The sequence below is a fragment of the Paenibacillus sp. PL2-23 genome, assembly GCF_040834005.1.
In the GTDB taxonomy this organism is placed as follows: domain Bacteria; phylum Bacillota; class Bacilli; order Paenibacillales; family Paenibacillaceae; genus Pristimantibacillus.
In genome coordinates this window covers 2,385,427-2,407,921 of the sequence record NZ_CP162129.1, presented here as the reverse complement: position 1 = coordinate 2,407,921, position 22,495 = coordinate 2,385,427, and the positions used below count along the sequence as shown (strand labels likewise).

The 22,495-nt window shown below is 56.3% G+C and carries 20 protein-coding genes and 1 riboswitch; of the genes, 8 read left to right on the top strand and 12 right to left on the bottom strand.

Features of this window, described 5'->3' with window-relative positions:
* Positions 1–4: 4 nt before the first annotated feature.
* Positions 5–664, bottom strand: coding sequence for a class II aldolase/adducin family protein (locus AB1S56_RS10050; protein WP_340870679.1), 660 nt, complete (start codon positions 662–664; stop codon positions 5–7).
* A 24-nt stretch (positions 665–688) separates the two neighbouring features.
* Complete coding sequence (locus AB1S56_RS10045) at positions 689–2,479, bottom strand: L-fucose isomerase (RefSeq protein WP_340870678.1); 1,791 nt, start codon at positions 2,477–2,479, stop codon at positions 689–691.
* Positions 2,480–2,607: 128 nt separating this feature from the next.
* On the opposite strand from AB1S56_RS10045, the gene AB1S56_RS10040 reads away from it, so the two are divergent.
* The gene (locus AB1S56_RS10040; RefSeq protein WP_340870677.1) at positions 2,608–3,630 is read left to right on the top strand and encodes a LacI family DNA-binding transcriptional regulator; all 1,023 of its coding nucleotides are present in this window, start codon (positions 2,608–2,610) and stop codon (positions 3,628–3,630) included.
* 15 nt (positions 3,631–3,645) lie between these two features.
* Here AB1S56_RS10040 and AB1S56_RS10035 read toward each other — a convergent pair whose 3' ends face one another.
* Positions 3,646–4,536 (bottom strand): AraC family transcriptional regulator, encoded by an 891-nt coding sequence (locus tag AB1S56_RS10035; RefSeq protein WP_340870676.1) that lies wholly within the window; start codon positions 4,534–4,536, stop codon positions 3,646–3,648.
* A gap of 170 nt (positions 4,537–4,706) precedes the next feature.
* Here AB1S56_RS10035 and AB1S56_RS10030 point away from each other — a divergent pair, with 170 nt between their 5' ends.
* Entirely contained in the window at positions 4,707–6,008 is a 1,302-nt protein-coding gene (locus AB1S56_RS10030) for an alpha-glucosidase/alpha-galactosidase (RefSeq protein ID WP_340870675.1), read from the top strand.
* A 73-nt stretch (positions 6,009–6,081) separates the two neighbouring features.
* Here the strand turns inward: AB1S56_RS10030 and AB1S56_RS10025 are convergent, their stop codons facing one another.
* Complete coding sequence (locus AB1S56_RS10025; RefSeq protein ID WP_340870674.1) at positions 6,082–6,672, bottom strand: hypothetical protein; 591 nt, start codon at positions 6,670–6,672, stop codon at positions 6,082–6,084.
* Positions 6,673–6,828: 156 nt separating this feature from the next.
* On the opposite strand from AB1S56_RS10025, the gene AB1S56_RS10020 reads away from it, so the two are divergent.
* From AB1S56_RS10020 to AB1S56_RS10010, 3 genes are all read left to right on the top strand, one after another.
* Positions 6,829–7,041 carry an alpha/beta-type small acid-soluble spore protein gene (locus AB1S56_RS10020; RefSeq protein ID WP_340870673.1) on the top strand — a complete coding sequence of 71 codons (213 nt, stop codon included), beginning with the start codon at positions 6,829–6,831 and terminating at the stop codon, positions 7,039–7,041.
* Positions 7,042–7,199: 158 nt separating this feature from the next.
* Positions 7,200–8,390, top strand: coding sequence for an enoyl-ACP reductase FabV (gene fabV, locus AB1S56_RS10015; RefSeq protein ID WP_340870672.1), 1,191 nt, complete (start codon positions 7,200–7,202; stop codon positions 8,388–8,390).
* Positions 8,391–8,486: 96 nt separating this feature from the next.
* Entirely contained in the window at positions 8,487–9,425 is a 939-nt protein-coding gene (locus tag AB1S56_RS10010) for a ribose-phosphate pyrophosphokinase (RefSeq protein WP_340870671.1), read from the top strand.
* A gap of 7 nt (positions 9,426–9,432) precedes the next feature.
* On the opposite strand, the gene AB1S56_RS10005 is transcribed toward AB1S56_RS10010, so the two are convergent.
* Together AB1S56_RS10005 and AB1S56_RS10000 are read right to left on the bottom strand one after the other, a co-directional pair.
* Entirely contained in the window at positions 9,433–10,365 is a 933-nt protein-coding gene (locus AB1S56_RS10005; RefSeq protein WP_340870670.1) for an aldo/keto reductase, read from the bottom strand.
* 14 nt (positions 10,366–10,379) lie between these two features.
* Complete coding sequence (locus tag AB1S56_RS10000; protein WP_340870669.1) at positions 10,380–11,381, bottom strand: Gfo/Idh/MocA family oxidoreductase; 1,002 nt, start codon at positions 11,379–11,381, stop codon at positions 10,380–10,382.
* A gap of 123 nt (positions 11,382–11,504) precedes the next feature.
* Between AB1S56_RS10000 and AB1S56_RS09995 the strand changes: the two genes are divergently transcribed.
* Positions 11,505–12,347, top strand: a complete 843-nt coding sequence (locus AB1S56_RS09995) for a helix-turn-helix transcriptional regulator (RefSeq protein WP_340870668.1) — start codon at positions 11,505–11,507, stop codon at positions 12,345–12,347.
* 5 nt (positions 12,348–12,352) lie between these two features.
* Here the strand turns inward: AB1S56_RS09995 and AB1S56_RS09990 are convergent, their stop codons facing one another.
* A complete protein-coding gene (locus AB1S56_RS09990; protein ID WP_340870667.1) occupies positions 12,353–13,291 on the bottom strand; it encodes an NAD-dependent epimerase/dehydratase family protein in 939 nt (312 codons plus the stop codon).
* Positions 13,288–14,571, bottom strand: a complete 1,284-nt coding sequence (locus AB1S56_RS09985; protein WP_340870666.1) for a UDP-glucose/GDP-mannose dehydrogenase family protein — start codon at positions 14,569–14,571, stop codon at positions 13,288–13,290. The genes AB1S56_RS09990 and AB1S56_RS09985 overlap by 4 nt, the downstream gene beginning before the upstream one ends.
* Before the next feature lie 212 nt (positions 14,572–14,783).
* Between AB1S56_RS09985 and AB1S56_RS09980 the strand changes: the two genes are divergently transcribed.
* Together AB1S56_RS09980 and nagZ are read left to right on the top strand one after the other, a co-directional pair.
* Positions 14,784–15,794: a UTP--glucose-1-phosphate uridylyltransferase gene (locus AB1S56_RS09980; protein ID WP_340870665.1), complete on the top strand. Its 1,011-nt coding sequence runs from the start codon at positions 14,784–14,786 to the stop codon at positions 15,792–15,794.
* Positions 15,795–15,851: 57 nt separating this feature from the next.
* Positions 15,852–17,180, top strand: a complete 1,329-nt coding sequence (nagZ, locus tag AB1S56_RS09975) for a beta-N-acetylhexosaminidase (protein WP_340870664.1) — start codon at positions 15,852–15,854, stop codon at positions 17,178–17,180.
* Here nagZ and AB1S56_RS09970 read toward each other — a convergent pair.
* From AB1S56_RS09970 to AB1S56_RS09955, 4 genes are all read right to left on the bottom strand, one after another.
* The gene (locus AB1S56_RS09970; protein WP_340870663.1) at positions 17,170–18,525 is read right to left on the bottom strand and encodes a TrkH family potassium uptake protein; all 1,356 of its coding nucleotides are present in this window, start codon (positions 18,523–18,525) and stop codon (positions 17,170–17,172) included. The two genes, nagZ and AB1S56_RS09970, sit on opposite strands and share 11 nt — an antisense overlap.
* A complete protein-coding gene (locus tag AB1S56_RS09965; protein WP_340870662.1) occupies positions 18,525–19,190 on the bottom strand; it encodes a TrkA family potassium uptake protein in 666 nt (221 codons plus the stop codon). The genes AB1S56_RS09970 and AB1S56_RS09965 overlap by 1 nt, the downstream gene beginning before the upstream one ends.
* Positions 19,191–19,286: 96 nt before the next feature.
* Positions 19,287–19,458: riboswitch (cyclic di-AMP (ydaO/yuaA leader) on the bottom strand.
* 154 nt (positions 19,459–19,612) lie between these two features.
* Positions 19,613–20,983 (bottom strand): (Fe-S)-binding protein, encoded by a 1,371-nt coding sequence (locus AB1S56_RS09960; RefSeq protein ID WP_340870661.1) that lies wholly within the window; start codon positions 20,981–20,983, stop codon positions 19,613–19,615.
* The gene (locus tag AB1S56_RS09955; protein ID WP_340870660.1) at positions 20,976–22,397 is read right to left on the bottom strand and encodes an FAD-linked oxidase C-terminal domain-containing protein; all 1,422 of its coding nucleotides are present in this window, start codon (positions 22,395–22,397) and stop codon (positions 20,976–20,978) included. Before AB1S56_RS09955 ends, AB1S56_RS09960 begins: the two co-directional genes overlap by 8 nt.
* Positions 22,398–22,495 lie beyond the last annotated feature (98 nt).

Here is a 22,495-nt window from a genome sequence, read left to right as displayed (position 1 = left end):
TCTCCTATTTCATCTTCTGCAGCAGCTGAATCCGGTACGCTTCGCTCTCCAGGGAAGCGATCTCCTCGAATTCCTCCTTCGTGAGCACCTTCGGCTCGCGAATCGCTTGGGCGATCAAGTAGATTTTGGCGCTTTCCTCTACTACCTCTGTCCGGTAATACGCTTCGCGCAGATTGCGGCCCGACGTCACAAGCCCGTGGTTGCCGAGCAGAACGGAGCTCGCCTCATTGACGACCTCGACATAAGCGTCAGCCAGCCGATCCGTAGTCGGGAGCACGTAAGGCACATATGCGGTCTTGCCAACAAGCGCCGCCTGATCCGGGAACATAATAGGAAGCTCGGTCTCAACCAGCGTAAAAGCAATGCAATTGGGGGGGTGCGTGTGCACTATAGCCCCGATATGGGGATTGGCGCGGTACGCGTACAGATGCATCAGCACCTCGGACGATGGACGCAGCCCGATGTCGGTGATGTCTCCCGACTCGATATCCACCTCCACCCATTGCTCCGGCTCCACCTCGTCAAGAGCGAACCCGCTGGGGGACAAATACATCTTGCCCTCGTGCCTGGCGCTAATATTGCCTCCCGGGCCCACAACAAGCTTATTCGCCACGGTCTTCCGGGCGTATTTGCATAATTCCTCGCGAATCGCGATGCTGCTCATATGGTGATACCTCCGTATATTGGCTTATTTGTACAGCGGACCGAAGTTCTGGCATGCGCGGTAATCCGCCCCCTCCGAGCTGGCCGTTCCGAACAATCCCCACGCGCGAGGACGGAATACACGCTCCTGGGGCACGTTGTGCATATTGACCGGGATACGAAGCATCGACGCCAGCGTAATGAGGTCGCCGCCGATATGCCCGTAGCTGATGGAGCCGTGGTTCGCGCCCCATTGATCCATCACGTCGTATACGGTGCGGAACGCCCCTTCGCCGGTCAGGGTCGGTGCGAACCATGTAGTCGGCCAGGTTGGATCTGTACGCTTGTCAAGCGTCTCATGCACATGCTCCGGCAGATCCACGGAATACCCCTCCGCAATTTGCAGCACGGGACCGATGCCCTTGACCAGATTGAGACGGGACATCGTCATCGGCATGCCGCCTCGCGTCAGGTAATCGGAGGAATAGCCGCCGCCGCGGAAATATTCCACAGAGGCCGGACGCCATGAGGTTGCCTTCAAGCACTTCTGGGCCTCCTCCTCCGTGATTTCCCAGAACGGCTTCATGGCGGGCTGGCCGTCCCTGGTTTGCTCGCCTGTGCCATCCAGCGTTGCAGGACCGGAATTGATCAGATGGAGCAGTCCGTTCTGCGCCGCTCCCTCCAGCTTGTAGCCCGTTACCCGCTCTACGGCGTCAGGGCTCCAGTACGTGCGAACATCGGCAAAAATTTGCGCCGTATTCGTCAGCAGGTGTCCGAACAGCATGACCGCTCCGTTCAGACTGTCGTTCTCCGTCGCTACAATATATGGCGCGCGGATGCCATTCCAGTCGAACGAGGAATTCAGCATCGCTTCCATAAAGTCGCCGTTCGGGAAGTGGTCCGTCCAATGGCGCTGGCCCTGGAAGCCCGATACGATAGCGTTATGGCCGAGCGCTTCCTCGCCAAAGCCAAGCTCGGCCAGACGAGGGTTGCCCACCATCAAATCGCGTGCGATCTGCGTCATCTTCACGACGGTTTCCCAGTCGCGATCCTTGCGTTCTCTGGAGGTCTGGATATCCGCCGGGTTGTTGTCCGGTCCCTCCAGGCAATTCTCCTTCACCCAAGCAAGCGCCTTCTCGTACTCCTCGCCATCGTAGATGCCTTCATTCATCCGGCGCACAAATTCGGTCATGTCCACATATTCCGTCCGCATGCCCAGATATTCCTGGAAGAAGGCGTCGTTGACAATGGAGCCCGCAATCCCCATTGATACAGAGCCCATCGACAGATAGGACTTGCCCTTCATCATCGCCACGGCCAGACCTGCGCGGGCGAAGCCGATCAGCTTCTCGCGAACATCCTCCGGCACGGTAGTATCACCGGCATCCTGCACGTCCTCGCCATAAATGCCGAACGCCGGCAGGCCCTTCTGCGCATAGCCTGAGAGCACGGCCGCCAGATAGACAGCGCCTGGACGCTCCGTTCCGTTGAAGCCCCAGACCGCTTTGGGCACGGAGGGGTCCATGTCCATCGTCTCGGTTCCGTAGCACCAGCAAGGGGTTACGGTTATCGATACCCCTACGCCGGCTTTGGCGAATTTCTCCGCGCATGCAGCCGCTTCCGCCACACCGCCAATAGTTGTATCCGCGATGACGCACTCCACCGGCTCGCCGTTCGGGTAACGCAGCGACTCCGAGAGCAGCGCTGCCGTAGCCACCGCCATATTCATGGTCTGGTCCTCCAGTGACTCGCGAACGCCCTTCCTTCTGCCGTCAATCGTAGGGCGAATCCCAATCTTCGGGAAGCCGCCTAGAAAGCGATAATCCGTATTTGCCATATCCAAACCCTCCACATCGTCGAAATAATGTTACCGATAACCTTAAAGTAACAGCTAAAAATATTGCTGTCAACGCTTTCTTTTTTGTATGATAGAAGACAAGCAAGATCAATAAGGAGCACACACTGATGGTAACAATCTACGACATAGCAGCCAAAGCTGGCGTATCGGCCATGACGGTATCCAGAGTTATCAATAACAGGGGGAAAATTAGCGAGAAGACACGGACGAAGGTCAAGCGCGTGATGGAGGAAATGAATTACGTGCCGAATCAAACGGCTCGCAGTCTCGTGCTGCAGCAGACAAAGCTGCTGTTCCTGCTTATTACAGATATTACGAACCCCTTCTATACGACGCTGGCCCGGGGAGCGGAGGATGCGGCGAAGAAGCATGGCTATCGCCTGCTGTTCGGCAACAGCGACGAAAGCCTGGAGAAGGAAGCGGATTACATCAAGACCATTCTGACGACCCGCGTGGACGGCGTGCTGCTTGCGCCGGCAGGCGATCCCTCTCTGCCCCACCTGGAGTCGCTGCGCAGGCATCAAGTGCCGTTCGTCCTGCTGGATCGCGAGGTGCCGGGCATGGACTGCGATATTGTGCTTGGCGACAGCAAGGAAGGCGCAAGGCGCCTGGTGGAGCATTTGGCCGAGCGTGGACACCGTCATATTGCAATGGTGAACGGCTCCTCCTCCATCTCCAGTGCGCGTCTCAGACTGCAGGGCTACAAGGAAGGCTTGAAGCTGAACGAGCTGCCGTTCCATGGGCAATACGTGTTTGAGACAAGCTTCGGCCAGGTAAGCGATCTGTCGGACATGACGGCATGGCTGGAAAAGCTTGAGCCCCAGCCTACTGCCATCCTGACGGGCAACAACGTGCTGGCCGTGGAGGTAATGCGGCTGCTGCATGCCCGAGGGCTGAGCGTACCGAACGATATCTCCATCGTATGCTTCGACGATCTGGGTCCATACGCTGATGTAGATCCCTTCCTCACCGTCGCGGCCCAGCAGGCCTATCAATTCGGCTATATGGGCATGGGCATGCTGATCGAACGCATCAGCGAACGAGATGCGGCATCGCCATGGAAGAAGGTTGTCCTTCCGGCCGAGCTTCTGGAGCGCCGCTCCGTCAAGGACATCCACGAAGCGAAGTAGGCGGTCTCCCCGCTATCAGCCTCCGCCTCCACCAGCCAGCTTCTTGCGGAACGCCGTCGGCGACTGCCCGCTCCACTTGCGGAACTGCTTCGTGAAGAAGAGCGGGTCGTTGTAGCCAATCGACGCGGCGACCTGCGCCACGGTCAAGTCGCTGGCCAACAGCGCCTCCGCTTTTTTCATCCTCACCTTGGTCAAATATTGCATGGGCGACATGCCAGTCGCTTCCTTGAACAGCTTCGTCAGATGTGAGCGGTGATAGCCCAGCGCCCGGGCGATGCCGTCTACGGTCGTATGCTGCCCGAATTGCATCGTCAACAGCCGGATCGCCTGCTCAACGCTGTGGAAGGAGCGCCCTCCTGTTGCCATGCCTCCCGCTCCCTCATCATCGGCCGGGTTGCCCCGTTCGGCGGCTAGCAGAGGACCGCCTAGCTCGCTCAGCACCAGCCTCAATCTAGCGGAGGCTTCCAGATTGGACAATGCCGGCGACTCGCCACGGGTTAAGCAGGCCCGAAGCCGAAGCACCTCCCTGCGAAGCTTGGCCAGCGCACAACCTCGAACGACAGGGCGCCCCGGAGTGATGCCGATGCTTCTCAGCACCTGCTCCGTCCCCTCTCCGCCAAACCCGACCCACATATACGACCATGGCTTGGTGCTGCTCGCCTCGTATCGGACTAGCATATCGGGAAAAATAAGAAAGGCGTCGCCCTGGGACAGCCGATAGGCTTCCCCAAGCGTCTCGAATGTGCCTTCGCCGTCCAGCACAATATGGAGCAAATAATAATCATGGACGGCCGGTCCGATATAATGGCCCTCCATCGGCTTGCCTTGTCCGCTGAACAGCACGGACATCTCCCCTTTTAACGGTGCCGGGTTAACCGACACCTGCAATTCGTAATGCGTCGCCATCGCGCTCCTCCTCCCGCTAACCTTTTAACCAGCATACCTCAAAATCCGACATTCCTCCATATAATCCCGATAACCTTCCATATGATTAATGACTGGATAGACCTATACTAAAGGTAAGAAACGCCGCTGTGCGCGCAGCCCAAAATAAAACGTATACGGGAGGACCAACCATGTCCAAAGTTACATTCATCGGAGCAGGAAGCACCGTCTTTGCCAAAAATATACTAGGCGACATCATGTTAACCCCAGCCCTGCAAGGCATCGAAATTGCGTTGTTCGACATCGACGAGACCAGGCTGCGCGATTCGGAGCAAATGCTGCTTAACCTGAAGCAAACAAGCGGCAGCAGCTGCGAAATTCGCTCATATCGGGACCGCAAGGAAGCCCTGCGCGGCGCCAAATATATTGTCAACGCCATCCAAGTTGGCGGCTACGACCCATGCACCATTACAGATTTTGAGATACCCAAAAAATACGGCTTGCGCCAAACCATAGCGGATACGGTCGGCATCGGCGGCATCTTCCGCAATCTGCGCACGATTCCGGTTATGCTGGACTTCGCCCGCGACATTCAAGAGGTTTGCCCGGACGCGCTGTTCCTCAACTATACGAATCCAATGGCAGCGCTGACGAATGCCATGATTACACACGGCGGCGTCAACACCGTCGGCCTCTGCCACAGCGTGCAGGTGTGCGTGCCTAGGCTGCTTGATCATCTGGAGATGGACGTCAAAGACGTGAAATGGCATATTGCGGGCATCAATCATATGGCGTGGCTGCTCGAAATCAGCAAGGACGGCGTGGATCTGTATCCGGAGATTAAACGGAGAGCGCTTGCGAAGCAGCAGTCGGAGAAGCATCACGACATGGTCCGTTTCGAGCTGATGTTCAAATTCGGTCGTTATGTGACGGAGTCCTCCGAGCATAATGCGGAATATCATCCCTATTTCATTAAAAGCGCGTATCCCGAGCTCATCGACAAATACAATATCCCGCTCGACGAGTATCCGCGCCGCTGCGTGACTCAGATCAACGATTGGACAACTATGCGTGAGGAGCTCGTGAACAATACGTCCCTGCAGCATACCAGAAGCCACGAATACGCTTCTTACATCCTGGAGGCGATGGAGACGGATCAGCCGTTCCGCATTCACGGCAACGTCATGAATACCGGCCTCATTACAAACCTCCCGTCTGAGGCGTGCGTCGAGGTAGCATGCCTGGTCGACCGCAACGGCGTAACGCCTACGCATGTCGGCAATCTGCCGCCGCAGCTTGCCGCGCTTAACCGTACGAATATTAACACCCAGCTGCTGACTGTAGAAGCGGCAATCACTGGCAAGCGCGAGCATATCTATCATGCTGCCATGCTGGACCCGCATACATCGGCAGAGCTGTCGCTTGACGATATCGTCTCCCTGTGCGATGAGCTGATTGAAGCACATGGCAGCTGGCTGCCTCAATATCGCTAGCATCTTGCAAAATAAGCCAGGCTATACCGAACGAGCAGGTTCGGTACAGCCTGGCTTTTCTCATGCTTTTTCCTCATGCTTTGACGGCAATTTTCAGCCACTCGCCGCTTCTGCCTTCCTTGTACAAGCTTGTTTTGCTTTTGCCGGCGATGCCCTCAAGCCCGAACCGCTCCGCCGCCTTGAACAGCTCTACGCCGTCACGTTCGATATAAGTCATTTTACGAATAAACGGGTTATCCTCCAGCACCGCCTCCAGCAGCCGTTTCCGAGTCAGGAGCGGCTTGCGGCGCAAGTCCACGCCATTAAAATGCAAGATATCAAATACAAAATAAACAACCGGCATCGCAGCTTTCGCCTCTCGAATACGCGGCGTCTTCTTCATCCGGAAGCGCTCCTGCAGCATGCCGAAATCCGCTTTGCCCGTCACGGGGTCCAGGCAGGCCACTTCGCCGTCCAGCACCACATCCGCCGGCTTCCGCAGCGGCACGTTATGTAACTCCGGGTACTGTCTTGTAATGTCGTAGCCATGTCTCGACAGCAGACGCACCTTGCCCGCGTCCATCTTCAGCAAGAGGCGCTGGCCATCCACCAGCGGCTCGAACAAATACTCGTCGTCGTCGAACGGATCGAGCCTCTCCGTCAACAGCATAGGCTGTGTCCACATAACCTCGTCCTCCTCCGTCTTCCCATCTTAACACGAATCTATTCCCTTGGCTGTCGGTAAATACAGGTGCAGTTAGCGAATAATCCTTACACGGACGCTGCATAATAGGCTCAAGCGGGATTGCAGCTTAAATGTTGATGAAGGAGAGATAATGGAATGGCTAATAACAGCTCGAACCAACTGGTTGTCCCTCAAGCGCGCGCTGCGCTGGAGCAAATGAAATACGAAGTCGCTCAAGAGCTGGGTATCCAGCTTCCGCAAGACGGCTATTACGGCAATATGACCACACGCGACATGGGCTCCATTGGCGGCTACATAACTCGTCGTCTCGTTCAAATGGCGGAGCAGCAGCTTGCCGGCCGCTTCTAGTCCTTCCCTTCCTACAGAGAGCGCCATCAGCGCTCTCTTTTTGCTTTTCTCCTTCCATTCGGAAGAAAAAATCGGTAAAATGGGATAGTACTGTTCTGTTGGACACCGTTATACATAGTATCTATTGCTGATTTCATTAGAGAAAGGAATATCCCTATATGATTATTCAACCGAAAACACGCGGCTTCATCTGCACCACGGCTCACCCCGAGGGCTGCGTAAGCCAGGTGCGCCGCCAGATTGATTATGTAAAGGCTCAGCCAGCTATTGAAGGCCCCCGCAACGTTCTGGTCATCGGCGCTTCTACGGGCTACGGCCTCGCGTCTCGCATCGTCTCCGCATTCGCTTCCGGAGCGAACACCATCGGCGTATACTTCGACAAAGCGGCAGAAGGCGCGCGTACCGCATCGGCTGGCTGGTACAACTCCGCGGCGTTCGAGTCTGCGGCTTCTGAAGCCGGCCTGAAATCCTACAGCATTGTTGGCGACGCGTTCTCCGACGAGATCAAATCGAAGACGATAGAGCTGATCCGCTCTGAGCTGGGCCAAGTGGACCTCGTCGTCTACAGCGTTGCTTCGCCGCGCCGCACGCATCCCAAGACGGGCGAGGTATTCTCCTCCGTCATCAAGCCGCTTGGCGGCACGTATACGAACAAAACCGTCAACTTCCACAGCGGCGAGGTAACGCAAGCGACAATCGAGCCCGCTACGGAAGACGAGCTTCGCCAGACCATTGCCGTCATGGGCGGCGAGGACTGGAGCATGTGGATGGACGAGCTTCGTGGGGCTGGCGTGCTGGCAGAAGGCGCTACCACAGTTGCATATTCCTACATTGGTCCGGAAATTACGCATGCGGTATACCGCGAAGGTACGATTGGCGCCGCCAAAAACGATCTGGAGGCTACCGCGCATCGCCTGAACGAGGAGCTGGCCGCTGCTGGCGGACGCGCTTATGTGTCGGTCAACAAGGCTCTGGTTACGCAGTCCAGCTCGGCGATTCCTGTTGTGCCGCTTTATATTTCCGCCTTGTACAAGGTGATGAAGGAGCAAGGCATACACGAGGGCTGCATCGAGCAGATGTACCGCCTCTTCTCCGACAGATTGTACAGCGCTGGCGAAACCGCTGTCGACGAGAAAGGCCTGATTCGCGTTGACGACTGGGAGATGCGTCCGGAAATTCAGGAGCAGGTTGCAAAGCTGTGGGCCGAGCTGAATACGGAGAATGTCTACGAGCTGTCGGATCTGGAGGGCTACCGCCGCGAGTTCTTCCAGCTGTTCGGCTTCGAAACGGACGGCATTGATTACGAAGCGGACGTCAATCCTGACGTCGCCATTCCGAACCTGCGTTAAGCGCAGGAATGAAGAAATGAACAAAGCGCTGACGCGGGAGCAGCTCCCGAGCGTCAGCGCTTTGGCATAATGGGACAAGACAAGTTGGAGGGACTTATGGACAAGATCAAAGTATTCTCAGGCTCCTCGAATCCCGAGCTGGCCGCCAAGGTGTGCAAGCAGCTCGAAATTCCGTTGGGCAAGTCAACCATGTCAAGACAGCAAAGCGGTGAAATTCACGTATCGTACGAGGAATCCATTCGCAACTATCATGTATTTATCGTACAATCGTTATCCCATCCCGTGAATGAGCATCTTGTAGAGCTGCTGGTCATGGTCGACGCGGCGAAACGCGCTTCCGCCAAATCCATTAATATCGTTATGCCTTATTACGGCTATGCCCGTCAGGAGAGAAAATCCGCGCCGCGCGAGCCCATCTCGGCCAAGATGGTTGCAGATGTGCTGACGACTGCCGGAGCAACACGAATCATATCCGTCGATCTTCACGCCGACCCCATCCAGGGCTTCTTCAAGATTACGGTGGATCACCTTACCGCGCTGGATATGATTATCGATTATTTACGCTCCAAGTCCATCAGAAACCCTGTTGTGGTCTCGCCGGACGCGGGCCGCGCCACGATGGCGGAGAAGCTGGCCGGTCTGATGGATTGTCCGTTCGCCATTATGATCAAGAACAGGCCTGCGCATAATCAATCCGAAATTACACATATTATCGGCGAAGTGGATGGCATGACTCCGATTATTATCGAAGATTTGATCGATACCGGCAGCACAATTGTCAACGTGGTGGAGGCGCTCAAGAAGCGCGGCGCGGAGGATGCCTATATATGCGCGACGCATGGCTTGTTCTCCGACAACGCGGTGGACAAGTTGAATCACCCCAACATTCATGAGGTCGTGATTACCGATACCATCGCACTGAACCGTCCGCGTCCGGATAAGTTCACCGTGCTGGAGATGGCCCCGCTGCTGGGAACCGCCATCCGCATCATCACAGAGGGCGGCTCCATCGCCACGCTATTCAAAGCGGATTAGCTCCTACTCAGCGCCTCTTCAGGTCAAGCCAATCCATCTCCTCCGGAGTCAATGAGATTCGGGAGCCCTCGTCGCAGGACAGCAGCTCCGCCTGAGACTGGGCTCCAATCAGCGCGCAAGTTGGGAATGGCTGATTCAGCACATAAGCCAATGCGATTTGTATTGCGGTTGCGCCCTTCTCTTCGGCAAGCCGCTTCGCTCTCTCAAGCCTTTCCCAATTGTCGTCGTTATAGAATACACGCACCAGGTCGGCGTTATCTCGAACCTCCGGGGTGAACCGCCCTGTGAAGAAGCCTCTCGCCTGCGAAGACCATGACAGCAGCGGCAAGCCCGTCCGCTCATGCCAATTGCAGGTTTCTTCGTCTGCGGAGACGCAGCCCTTCCAGAAAGGCTCATTCGGCTTCGCCAGGCTCAAATTCGGACTGCTGAACGTGAAGCCCTTCAAGCCGTTGGCGGTTGCGTAATCATTGGCTTCCTGAATACGCTGCCACGTCCAGTTCGATACACCAATGGCATGTACCTTCCCCGCAGCTATATGCTCGTTGAGCGCATCCACAATGACTTGTACCGGAACCTGAGGATCGTCGCGATGCAGGCCGTACAAATCGATATAGTCCGTACCCAGCCTGCTCAGGCTCGTCTCCAGATCATGCCTGATATCTTCCTTCGACACGCGTGGACCGTTCTGGTCATGGTGCGCGCCCTTTGTCAAGATGACGATCTCGTCACGATTGCCCCGCTCCTTCATATATCGGCCAAGCACTTCCTCGCTTTGCCCGCCGCAATAAATATGCGCCGAATCAACGGAATTGCCTCCAATCGCCAGGTAAGCGTCCATATTGGCCGCTGCCTTCTCATAGCTGTCATGGTAGAAATAATCCGTGCCTTTCATAAGACGGGACACCGGCTTCGGGCAGCCCTCGATTTGAATATAATCCATGTCGCTTCTCCTCCCTATAATTGCACTCTAGTGCGCTCGCGCGCGGATTTCAGACAGGCGTCGATTACTTTCATATTAGCAATGGCGTCCTGTGGACCATAAGGCAGCGCCTCTTCCCCTAGAATGGCCCTGCGCATCTGCTCCGCCTGCAGCGTATAAGCGTTAACATGAGGCACCTCCACCTCACGGCGTCCTTCTTTGGTCTGCACGAAGAAGTTGCCGCTGCCCGGTTCTGGCGTGACGAATGCCGACGGTACCTCAATGACACCCTCCGTCCCCAGCACCTCCAGCGGATTGCGGAATGCGGCCCACATGCCGCAGTCGAACGTCAGCGACACACCGCCCTCGAATTCCAGCAGACCGGAAGCCATCATGTCCACGTCGTCGTGCTCCGGTGAGAAATGGGCTTGTACCGTCACAGCCTCCGGCTCTTGTCCCATCAGCAATCTGGCGGCGTTGATGGGATAACAGCCCACATCATAGAGGGAGCCGCCGCCCCATTCCTTGCGGTACCTTACATTCGCGGCATCGCCCGCATTATTGAACGTAAAGGCGCTGCGAATGCCCCTCAGCTGTCCGATCTCGCCCGATTGGATGACCTCCCGGATCGTCTCGTACCGTGGATGGCAGCGATACATAAATGCCTCCAGCAGCTGCACGCCTGCCTTCTCGCAAGCCTCCTTCATCTCCGCCGCTTCCTCAGCGTTCAGCGCGATTGGCTTCTCGCAGAGCACATGCTTGCCTGCTTCAGCAGCGCGAATGGCCCATTCCTTGTGCATATGATTCGGCAAGGGAATATAGACGGCGTCGATTGCTTCATCAGCCAGCAATTCCTCGTAGCTTCCATAAGCTTTGGCAATGCCATGGGCTTCTGCCGCCTCCTTGGCTTTATCCAGATTGCGGCTTGCGATAGCAGCCACCTCATTGTATAGTGACCCTTGTATGCCGGGAATAACAGAACGCTTCGCGATTTTCGCGTAGCCAATAATGCCCCATTGCAGCTTGCTGTTCGACATTTTTTAATCTCCTTTGCGCCAAAGATTTATGAATATATTGCGATTATATGATGGATGAAACGATTTGAAAATGATATTATATTGACACCCGCTAGAACAATATTGTCATCAAGGAGACTACTTATGCAGCGTCAGACCCATCTGCTTACCTTGCCAAGCCACCCTTATTTCTGTATGCCGGAATCCATCGGCCATTATGTCGACTGGCCCGAGCACGGGGTCAATCGAAGCGCTGGCGCGCTGAACAATTTCAGCATTCATTATATTGTTGCCGGCAAAGGCTATGTCGAGCTGGACGGTGAGGCGCAGACGCTGGAGGCCGGGCACGCTTTTCTATATTTTCCTCATCAGAGGCAGCGTTATTACAGCGACAAGGAGGACCCTTGGAATGTCCGGTGGTTTCACTTCTACGGCAACGTGCTGCAGGATTATATGCTCCGCCTGCAGCTGCAGCGCAGCCACCTATGGTCCCTCAAGCAGGCCGAGCAGTGGATCGCAGCGCACGAAGCGCTGTTAGCCGAGGCGGAGAGCTACCGGCTGCTGCGGCCTCATCGCTTAAGCGCGCTGACCTATGAATTGCTGGCCATATTTGTCGAGCAGGCAGTCCCCATGCAGGACGCAAGGTCGGGCTCGTCCGCGCACCGCATTCTGGAGCTGCTGCCGAAGATGCAGCAGGAGGCCTGCGAGCCATTTCTCCTGGAAGCATGGGCGATGGAGGCCGGCGTCACGCCGCATTATTTCTGCAAGCTGTTCCGCGGCGTCATGCAGATGACTCCGATGGAATTTATTACGCGCTGCCGGCTTCAAACCGCCAAGCATTGGCTCCTGGAACGGAAAGAAGCCTCCATTGGCACGATTGCCAAGGAGGCCGGATATCCAAGCGCCAGCTATTTCAACAAAAGGTTCATGGCGCATGAGGGGATGACGCCAACAGCCTACAGACAGCTGTATGACGCAGGGGAATAAGCTCCTTACAGTAGCTTTTGCATATAAGCGATTTCCTCGCGCAGGCCCTCCGCCAGCCCCACCTTCGGCGCATAGCCGAGCAGCCGCTCCGCCTTGGCGATGTCCGCCCAGGTATGCATCGGCTCACCCTTTAGGCCGCCGATGCGAACAAGCTTGGCGTGCTTGCCGGTTAGACGCTCAAGCAACGCGATGACATCCCGTACAGACGCACGCTCCTTGCCTCCGATGTTAATGGTCTCGCCGATGACATGCTCAGCTTCGGCGACGGCCGCCGTCGCTTCGGCGCAGTCGCCCACATAGGTGAAATCCCGCGTCTGATAACCATCTCCATATATCGTAATGGGACGATTCAGCAGGATTTGCCTGATAAATCGGTGGAAAGCCATATCTGAGCGCTGGCGCGGGCCATAGACGGTGAAGTAACGAAGAATAACGACCGGTATGCCTTCATTTCTCGCATACACGCGGCACAGCTGCTCGCCTGTCAGCTTGGAGACTCCATAGGGCGAAAGCGGCGACGGCATCGCCGACTCCGACACCTTGCCCAGTGTCTCTCCGTAGACGGACGAGGTGGAGACGAACACCAGCTTCTTGAGCGCTGTTCCCTTACAAGCCTCCAGCAGTCGCTGCGTCGCGTTAATATTGTTGGAGACGTAATGGCCAAAGTCCGTCCCCCAACTGCTCCGCACCCCAGGAATGCCGGCCAGATGATAGACGACATCAGCCTCGGGAAGGACCGTCTCCCATGGAATGGCCAGCAGGTTATCCGGCCGGTAATGAAAGCTTGGATGGCGCATAGCCGATTCCAAATTGCGCAAGCCGATCACCTGGAGCTCATCCCGCACCATCGCGTCGATCCCAATGACCTCATGGCCGCTCTGCAGCAGCTTATCGCATAGATGCGAGCCTACGAAGCCGGCAGCGCCGGTTACGATTATTTTCATGTGCGTCCCACTCCTACATGCCGCAGTCCGGCGCTTGCCAGCTTCGCTGGATCAAGCACGTTCCGTCCGTCCAGCACCACATCGCCCGCCAGGGCGCGCTTCACCTTATTCCAGTCTGGCCCCACAAGCTCGCTCCAGCCCGTCGCCACTACAAGCGCGTCGGCTCCGGCAGCAGCGTCAATGGCGCTGGGCATCCACTCCACACCTTCAATGGCAGGCTTAACAAGGGGATCGTAGGCCGTGATTCTGCAGCCAATGGCGGCAAGCCGCTTCATGAGCGCAATGGCCTGCGAGTGCCGAATGTCATCGGTATTTTCCTTGAAGGTCGCTCCCCACACCGCCACATGCTTGCTTTCAGTTAACGGACCTGCAACAGCTGCAAGCTTCCTCACATAGACATCGACCTGCGTTTGGTTGACGCGTTCAACGGCCTTGAGCAGGGTCAAGTCCTCCTCCCTCGCGGCGGACGCTGCGATCAGGGCGCTGACGTCCTTGGGCAAGCAGGAGCCGCCATACCCGATGCCGGCCTGCATGAACTTGCTCCCGATGCGGGAATCCATGCCAACGCCTGCCGATACCGTCGTAATATCTGCGCCAAACGCTTCGCACACCCGTGCCAGCTCATTGACGAAGGACAGCTTGGTCGCGAGGAACGCGTTGGAGCCGTATTTGATCAGCTCCGCCTCTGCGCGGCCTGTAATAAGCGTCTCCGCCCCAATGCCGGAATACAGCGAGCGAACGGCCTCCGCCGCCGCGCGGCTGGAGGAGCCGATCACGATCCGATCAGGATGCAACGTATCGTATATCGCTGTCCCTTCCCTCAGAAACTCGGGGTTGGATACGATGTCGAACTTATGCGGAGGGACATCGCGTCCCAGCAGGAAGCGCTCCGCCCACTCCCCCGTGCCAGGCGGCACAGTACTCTTCATTATAATAATCTTGTAATCCTTGATCGCTCCCGCAAGCGTAAGCAGAACGCTTCTCACATAGACCAGATCAGCCGTTCCGTCTTCGCCGGACGGTGTGCCGACCGCAATCATGATCATCTCATTATTCTCCATGGATGCCGGCACGTCCGCGGAGAAGAGCAGTCTACCGCTTTGCCGGTTCCGGACCGTCAGCTCCTCCAAGCCCGGCTCATAGATCGGTATGATCCCACGGTTCAGTCGCTCGATCCGTCCCTCATCCCGGTCCACGCACTCGACTCGATGGCCAAGCTCGGCCAGAACAGCAGCGGTCGTAAGCCCCACATACCCTGCCCCTACTATACAAATATTCATGAGCTGCATCCTCTCTTTGCAACTTGGCTGTATATCATCATGTGCGGGACGGCGCCGGAGAGAAACGGCGTTTAACAGGGTCTGCCGATTTTTCATTTGCTGCTTGGAGAAACGGGCTGTACACTTGCCCTTTTTTGCCGGGGTACATGCTTCATTAACCTAGCGGACCAGATATACTATGGTGAACGAGAATCCCATGAGAGGTGAACCGATTGATTCATAAAGCCATCATCCCAGCTGCCGGCTATGGGATTCGAAATCTGCCGATTACTAAAGCCGTCCCGAAGGAAATGTTCCCCATCGCCGGGAGGCCGACAATTGACTACATTGTGGAGGAAGCACTCCTGGCCGGCATAACGGAAATATTGATCGTCTGCTCTCGTCACAAGACAGCGATTATGGATTATTTTGACCGATCGATTGAGATAGAGTGGTTCCTTGCCCGGCGCGGCAAGGAGCATCTGATCCCCAGCATCAGCCCTCCCAAGGCCCACATCCACTACATTCGGCAGCACGAAGCGCTGGGGCTTGGCCATGCCGTTCTGCAAGGCCGCTCCTTCGCCGAGGGCCAGCCGGCAGCTGTGCTTCTGCCAGATCAAGTCAGTCTGTCGCGCCGCTCCATGCTGCTTCCGTTAATACGCAGCTATGAGACGCACGGCACGCATATTATCGGCTTGCAGCGTGTGCCCTCCCATATGCTCCAGCATTATGGAGTCGTCTCTGTAGAGCCGCTTCGCCAGCGTGAATTCGCGATAGACTCCATTATCGAGAAGCCGCAATCGAATCCGCCGTCCAATCTTGCAATAATGGGACGCTACCTGCTGCTGCCGGATATATTCGATAGCCTGGAGCAGACAAAGCCGGGTCTCGGCGGTGAAATTCAATTGACCGACGCGCTTACTCGGCTATGCCCGACGTCCATGGGGCCCGCGGTTCCTGAGCCCGCTCAGCCGGATAAACCGACAGGGCAAACAGAGCAAGCGGCCTGTCGCTCAGCTCCATCCCAGGAAATGACTTCCTCTCGCTTGGACACCGAGCAGAACTGCACGCATGCTCATGGTCCGTATTCCCCTGTGGCTAACATCCGCCATTCCGCAGCTGGCGCGCTGTCCAGCTCGCTTGTCGGCTATGAATATACGAACCGCTGGTACGATACGAGCGTCGACGCCGATTATCTCAAAATACAGCAAAAAGCTTATCAAATGAAAAAGCGCGGGGTTTGACCCCCTTCGGGCGTACGGTTACAATAAAAAAAACATGAGAATCGAGGCTGCCCATCGATGCCGCATGTCCGTACCCTTCGTCACGCCCATATTGTTCGAATAAGCTTATGCTTTGCTGCCATTGCCGTTATGCTGGCTACCGCAAGCTGCGGTCTGGCGAACCGCGACCGCCAAGAAGAGCCTGACCGCCCGTCGATAACCGACGCCCCTACGTCCACTATCGTCACGCCAGCACCCTCCCAAGCCGCAACTCCGACGCCAACGCCATCCGTTGACGACCAGCTGCTGGAAACCATCCGCAGGATGGATTTGACAGCCAAGGTGGGACAGCTGGTGATGGTTGGGCTCGACGGCACTTTTCTGAACGAATCGGCTCTCCGAATGATTCAGGAGGATAAGGTGGGAGGCTTTATTCTGTTCAGAAGCAATATAAAGTCCGCAGAGCAGACGAACACGCTTCTTAACGAGCTGAAGACCGCTAACGGAGAGAATGCAGTGCCATTATGGCTTGGAGTTGACCAGGAAGGCGGGCGAGTGAGCCGCTTGCCCAGCGAACTCAGGCAAACGCCTTCAGCCCGCCAGGTCGCGTCCGCCAATGATCCCGCGTTTACACGTGAGATTAGCGAAGCGATTGGCACCGAGCTGAAGGCGCTTGGCTTCAATATGAACTTTGCGCCGGTGCTTGACATTAACAGCAATCCGCGCAACCCGGTCATCGGTGACCGCGCGTTCGGAGACAATCCCAAGGACGTTATCGCGCATGGCCTGGCCAGTATGAATGGCCTCTCGGAGGGCGGCGTCGCGGCTGTCGTCAAGCATTTTCCGGGACATGGAGACACGGCGGTTGATTCCCATCTCGATCTGCCGCTTATCGACAAATCGTTGGAGGAGCTGGAGTCTTTCGAGCTGCTTCCGTTCCGCGAAGCCATTCGGCAAGGGGCGGACGCCGTAATGGTCGGCCATCTGCTCATGCGGCAGCTGGACGATGAGCGCCCCGCTTCGCTGTCGCCTGCCGTCATCAGGGAGCTTCTGCGCGACAGGCTGCAGTATGACGGTGTTGTCATGACAGATGATATGACTATGGGCGCCCTGCGCAAGGGGTATGGAATGGGTGAGGCGGCAGTCCAGTCTGTGCTGGCCGGCGCCGACCTGCTCCTCGTCTGCCATGAAGAGAGGCTTCAGCTGGAGGTGCTGCAAGCGCTGGAGCAGGCCGCAGAGCAAGGCATTCTGACCGAGCAGCGAATCGATGAAAGCCTCTTGCGCTTGCTTCGACTCAAATATCAATATGCTTTGTCCGACGAGCCTTCCCCACCCGTCGACCCTGAGGCGCTTAATGAACGCATGGACAGCGTTATGGATGACCATCCATCGTCTATCAGCCGATAAGCACCTTCTCCTCCGGATAACCGATCTTGCTATCCCGCTGCCGGCTGGCTAACGCATAAGCAAGCGTAAGCGGCCCCAGCCGTCCGGCGAACATGGTACATATAATAATGATCTTGCCAATGGGCGAAAGCTCCGGCGTCACCCCGATCGTCATGCCTACCGTAGCGAATGCGGAGGTCGCCTCGAACAGCAGACTAAGAAATGGCTGGCCGGCTTCCGTAATGGAGAGCAAGAAGGAAACCGTTAATACGAGCCCTAGCGAAATGATAATAACGGACAAGGCGCTCAGCACAATTTCGGTCGATATTCTTCGGTTGAACACATGAATCTGGCGGCGTCCGCGAATGCTGCTGTACATCGCCACAAGCAGCACCATAAACGTATTGGTTTTGATCCCCCCGCCCGTGGAGCCGGAGGAGGCGCCAATAAACATCAAAAAGATCATCAAAAATTGCGAAGCGGCCAGCATTCCCGTCAAATCGACCGTATTAAAGCCTGCGGTTCTAGTCGTTACGCTTTGGAAATAAGCGGCCCACAGCTTCTCGGGCCAGCTCAGGGCGCCGAACACAGCGGGGTTAAGCAGCTCAAGCCCCAGTATGACCAGAAACCCTCCACCTGACAGCATCGCTGTTATAAGCAGCACAATCTTGGTATGAAGCGAGAAGCGGCTCCAGCTTCTTTTGCGATACACATCCACAATAACAATAAATCCGATGCCGCCCATGATGAATAGGCTCGTAATGGCCAGATTCACGATAGGATCCCCTGCATAACCGACGAGACTGTCCGGCCAAAGCCCGAAGCCGGCGTTGTTGAAGGCTGAAACCGCGTGGAAGACGGCATAATAAGCCGCTTGCCCCGCTCCCAGCTCCGGCATCCATCGTAGCCACAGCAGCGCGGCGCCGGCTGCCTCGAATGAGAAGGTAATCAGCACAATCGCCTTGACCAGCTTGACCAGCCCTTTAATGGAGGTCGATTTGGTGGATTCCTGGATGAATACACGGTGCTTGAGTCCAATTCGTTTGCCCAGCAATAAGGCAATAATAACCCCATAAGCCATAAAGCCCATACCGCCGATCTGGATAAGCAGCATAATGACGTATTGTCCGAACAATGAGAAGGACGTTCCCGTATCAATAACTGTCAGTCCGGTGACGCAAACGGCCGATGTCGCGGTGAAGAGGGCGTCCAGCAAGCCGACGGATTCTCCGTCTGCCGACGACACCGGAAGCGCCAGCAGCAGCGCGCCCGCCGCTATAATGGCCGCAAAGCCAATAATCGTCCACTGATGCGGATTCAGCCCCCTTTTGTTCCGTAAGCCCGCAATGTCCATAATGGCCCCCATTAATCCTCAAGCGCTCTCTCGAAACGCTGAATATCCTTATTATTGCCAATGACGACAAGCATATCGCCCTCAAAAATGACCTCATCGGCATAAGGGGATACGATCAGCTCGCCCCGCTTTCTGCGGATCGCCATAACGGAGCAGCCGTATTTGGCTCGAAAATTTAACGTTTTTAACGTTTTGCTGTTGAATGTGGACGGCGCAAGCACCTCCACTAGACTGTGCTCGGGGGAGAGCTCCACATATTCGATCATATTTTTGGAGGTTACCTGATGAGCAACCCTGATGCCGGTATCCCGCTCCGGGTGTACGATATGATCGGCGCCAACACCCTCCAGCATGCGCTGATGGTAGTCGCTTGTCGCCTTGGCCGTCACCGTCCTGAGCCCCAGATCCTTCAAGATCAGCGTCGTCAGAATACTGGACTGCAGATCCTCTCCAATCGCCACGATGGCATGATCCATATTGCGGACGCCAAGCTTTCGCATCAAATTTTCGTCTGTAGAATCCGCCTGGAACACTTCCGTCATAACGGAGGCGAACTCCTGCACAATCCTCTCGTCCTTGTCAATGCCCATAACCTCGTGGCCCATGGACAGCAGCGTCCTGGTGACGCTGCCTCCGAACCTGCCCAAGCCAATTACCACAAATTGCTTCCTCATCATCGCCAGGCCTCTCTTCTCCTCAATTCACAACAGCAAAAAGACCACAGAGAAACAAGCTCTCTGTGGTCTAGGTAACATAGGTCACAAGTGAACGCCTTTATCTCTCGAGCAACGCTTACGAGGTTAGCTGTCGGATTCGGGAGTCGAGCTCTCCCTACCATACAAATGGATTCACCCCTGTGACGGCGCAATGTATCGTTCAATCGTTGCGTAAGCGCCACTTTGGTTCCCCCGCTTTTCCTTTCGGAAAACTCAGCGTTTCACTTATTCGGTTATGAGCCTATGCTACTCCTTTCTTGCCATATTGTAAAAGTCGATTCCCGTTCGCAATAAGCGGATTCCGATAAAAAAACGAAGCTTGCAGCGCTTACATTCAGGCATTGGGCACGCAAGCTTTAATTATTTCGTTTTTTTGCCGTTTTTCATGTAGAAGCAGGCTGAAGGCGCTCATGCAAATAATCCACAATATGAAGGGCTTCCATATGCGTCTCCGGAGCATGCTTCTGGATGCCGAGCTTCATCTGAAGCAGACAGCCGGGATTGCTCGTCAGCATATAACGCGCTTGGGTAGCCGAAGCATGCTCCATCTTGTGCTTCAGTAGTTGTCCCGCCATCTCCGGCTGGGTTACGTTGTAGATGCCTGCGGAGCCGCAGCAGCGATCCGCCTCCTTCATCTCCGTGTATGCGGCACCCTCCACGCTTCGGAGAAGCTTCCGGGGCGCGTCTGAGCTCTTCATCACGTTGCGCAGGTGGCAGGAATCCTGATAGGTAATCGCGATGGCGCCAGCCTCGCCGGAACCCTCCGTGAAGCGTGGCACACGCCCCCGCTCCATAATCAAGCTGCTCACGTCAATAACGCGGGAGGCGAACCACCTGGCGTCCTCTCTAAGCCTCTCGTCCCGCTCCTCCTGCAGAAGATGATCGTATTCCACCAGCAGCGCGCCGCAGCCGCCCGCGTTGGAAACAATATACGAAACTCCCGCTTCCCGGAACGCCGCAATATTGTTTTTCGCCAGCGACCGAGCCTCGGCCAGCTCACCGCTATGCGCGTGCAAGGCGCCGCAGCAGGCCTGCGACTCCGGAATCACAACATCAAAGCCCGCCTCTGACAGCAGCTTCACCGTATTGACGTTGGTGCCCGCGAACATCACGTCCATTATGCAGCCCCGGAACAGCGCGACCTTGGCAATCGGCTCTCCCTTGGCAGGGTAGAACGAGCCGAGCCGCTCCACAACACCCTTCGATGTTGCGTCAGGCAATATACGCTCCATCTCGCGCAGATGCTCCGGCAGCAGCTTCATGATCCCGCTTCCTCTGGCCAGCTTGCGCAGCCCCGACTTCTGATACAACGCCATGGAGCCGCCCAGCAGCTTCAAGCTTGCCCGCTTCGGGAATACGCCGCGGAACATCAGCTTACGTAAGCCTGCGACAGGGGCGCGGTGCTCCGCATGAGCCTCAATGGCGTCTCTGGTCTGCTCGATCAGCGCCCCGTATTTGACGTCGGCTGGACAAGCCGGCTCGCAGGCGCGGCAACCCAGGCAATGATTCATCTGATCCTGGAACGCCTGGTCCGGATCCATTAACCCGTCGGCGACCGCCTTCATCAGTGCGATTCTGCCGCGAGGGGATTCCGGCTCAATGCCCGTCTCCCGGAAGGTGGGACAAGCCGGAAGACAAAAGCCGCAGCGCATACAATTCGTGAGCTGATCATAATCCAGCTTGTTCAGCAGCGTCTGCGCCAGAGGATTCGCATGCTGGATATTCGGTTTTCGTCTGATATTTATTTCAGCCATGCTGAATGACCACCCTTTTTTTGGTTTGCTTGGCGAATATTTTGCCGGGATTCAACAGATTATGGGGATCGAAGGCGGCTTTGATGCCCTTCATCACCTCTATGCCGGGCTCGCCAACCTTCCATGCCAAATAAGGCGCCTTGACGAGCCCAACGCCATGCTCGCCCGTTATGGTCCCGCCCAGCTCGATGGAGGCCTCGAAAATTTCCGCGAAGGCTTCCTCCACGCGATGAATTTCCTCCGCATCCCTTGCGTCGGTGGTGGCGGTAGGATGCAGATTGCCGTCTCCCGCGTGACCGAACGTGGCGATCGTGACGTTATATTTGCGCGCAATTTCGTTAATGCGGAGCACCATATCGGCTATACGCGATCTTGGAACCGTTGCGTCCTCCAATATGGTGGTGGGACGAAGGCGGGCAAGCGCGGTGAAGGCGCTGCGCCGAGCTGTCAGCAGCCGCTCTGCCTCCTCTCGGCTCTCCGCCACCTCTACGCGGTCAGCGCGCTCCGCCTCGCAGATTCCCTGAATTCGCGCGATGTCCCGCTCCACCGATTCCGGATCGCCGTCCTGCTCGATCAGCAGAATAGCCTCCATATCGCGAGGCAGGCCAAGCTTGGCGTAATCATCCACGACGCGAATCGTCGGATTGTCCATAAATTCAAGCGTGGCCGGAATGATCCGGGCTTCAATAATGCGCGACACTGTTCTTGCCGCGCCGTACAAATCGCGGTACATGGCCAGCATTGTTTTTTTGGTCTTGGGCGGCGGAATCAGCTTCAGGGTAGCCTCTGTAATGATCGCAAGCGTGCCTTCCGAGCCGACAAGGAGCTTGGTCAGATCATACCCCGCGACATCCTTCATCAGCTTGCCGCCTGTACGAATGACGCTGCCATCCGCCAGCACCGCTTCCAGTCCGATCACATAGTCTTTGGTGGTGCCGTATTTCAGCCCGCGAAGCCCGCCGGAGCATTCCGCGATATTGCCTCCAATTGTGCTGATCTTCATGCTGCTGGGATCCGGCGGATAGAATAAGCCCCTCGCTTCGATCTCTGCAATATAATCCGCTGTTATGATGCCGGGCTGCACCGTTGCCGTCAGATTCTCTTCATCAATTTCCAATATCCGGTTCATCCGATGCATAACCATGACGATGCCGCCCTCAACGGGCACCGTGCCGCCGCATAGATTGGAGCCTGAGCCACGGCTGACGAGCGGCACGCGATGGGCATGCAGCACCTTCATGATGGCGGATACCTCAGCTGTTGACGATGGATAGATGACACCGTCGGGAAGCGATTGGAGCATAGGCGTTCCGTCATAGGAGTGGGCGACAAGCGCCTCGCGATCCTCGCGATAATAGGCATCGCCAACGATGGAGCGGAGCTGCTGCGACAATTCAGGCTTAAGCTTGGGCATATGTAATAGAGCCTCCCTCTAATTGATCAGGTCATCAGATGACTTTTCAATCATTATAGCTTATGCTTAGATAGAAATACATCTATTTTTTGAGACGC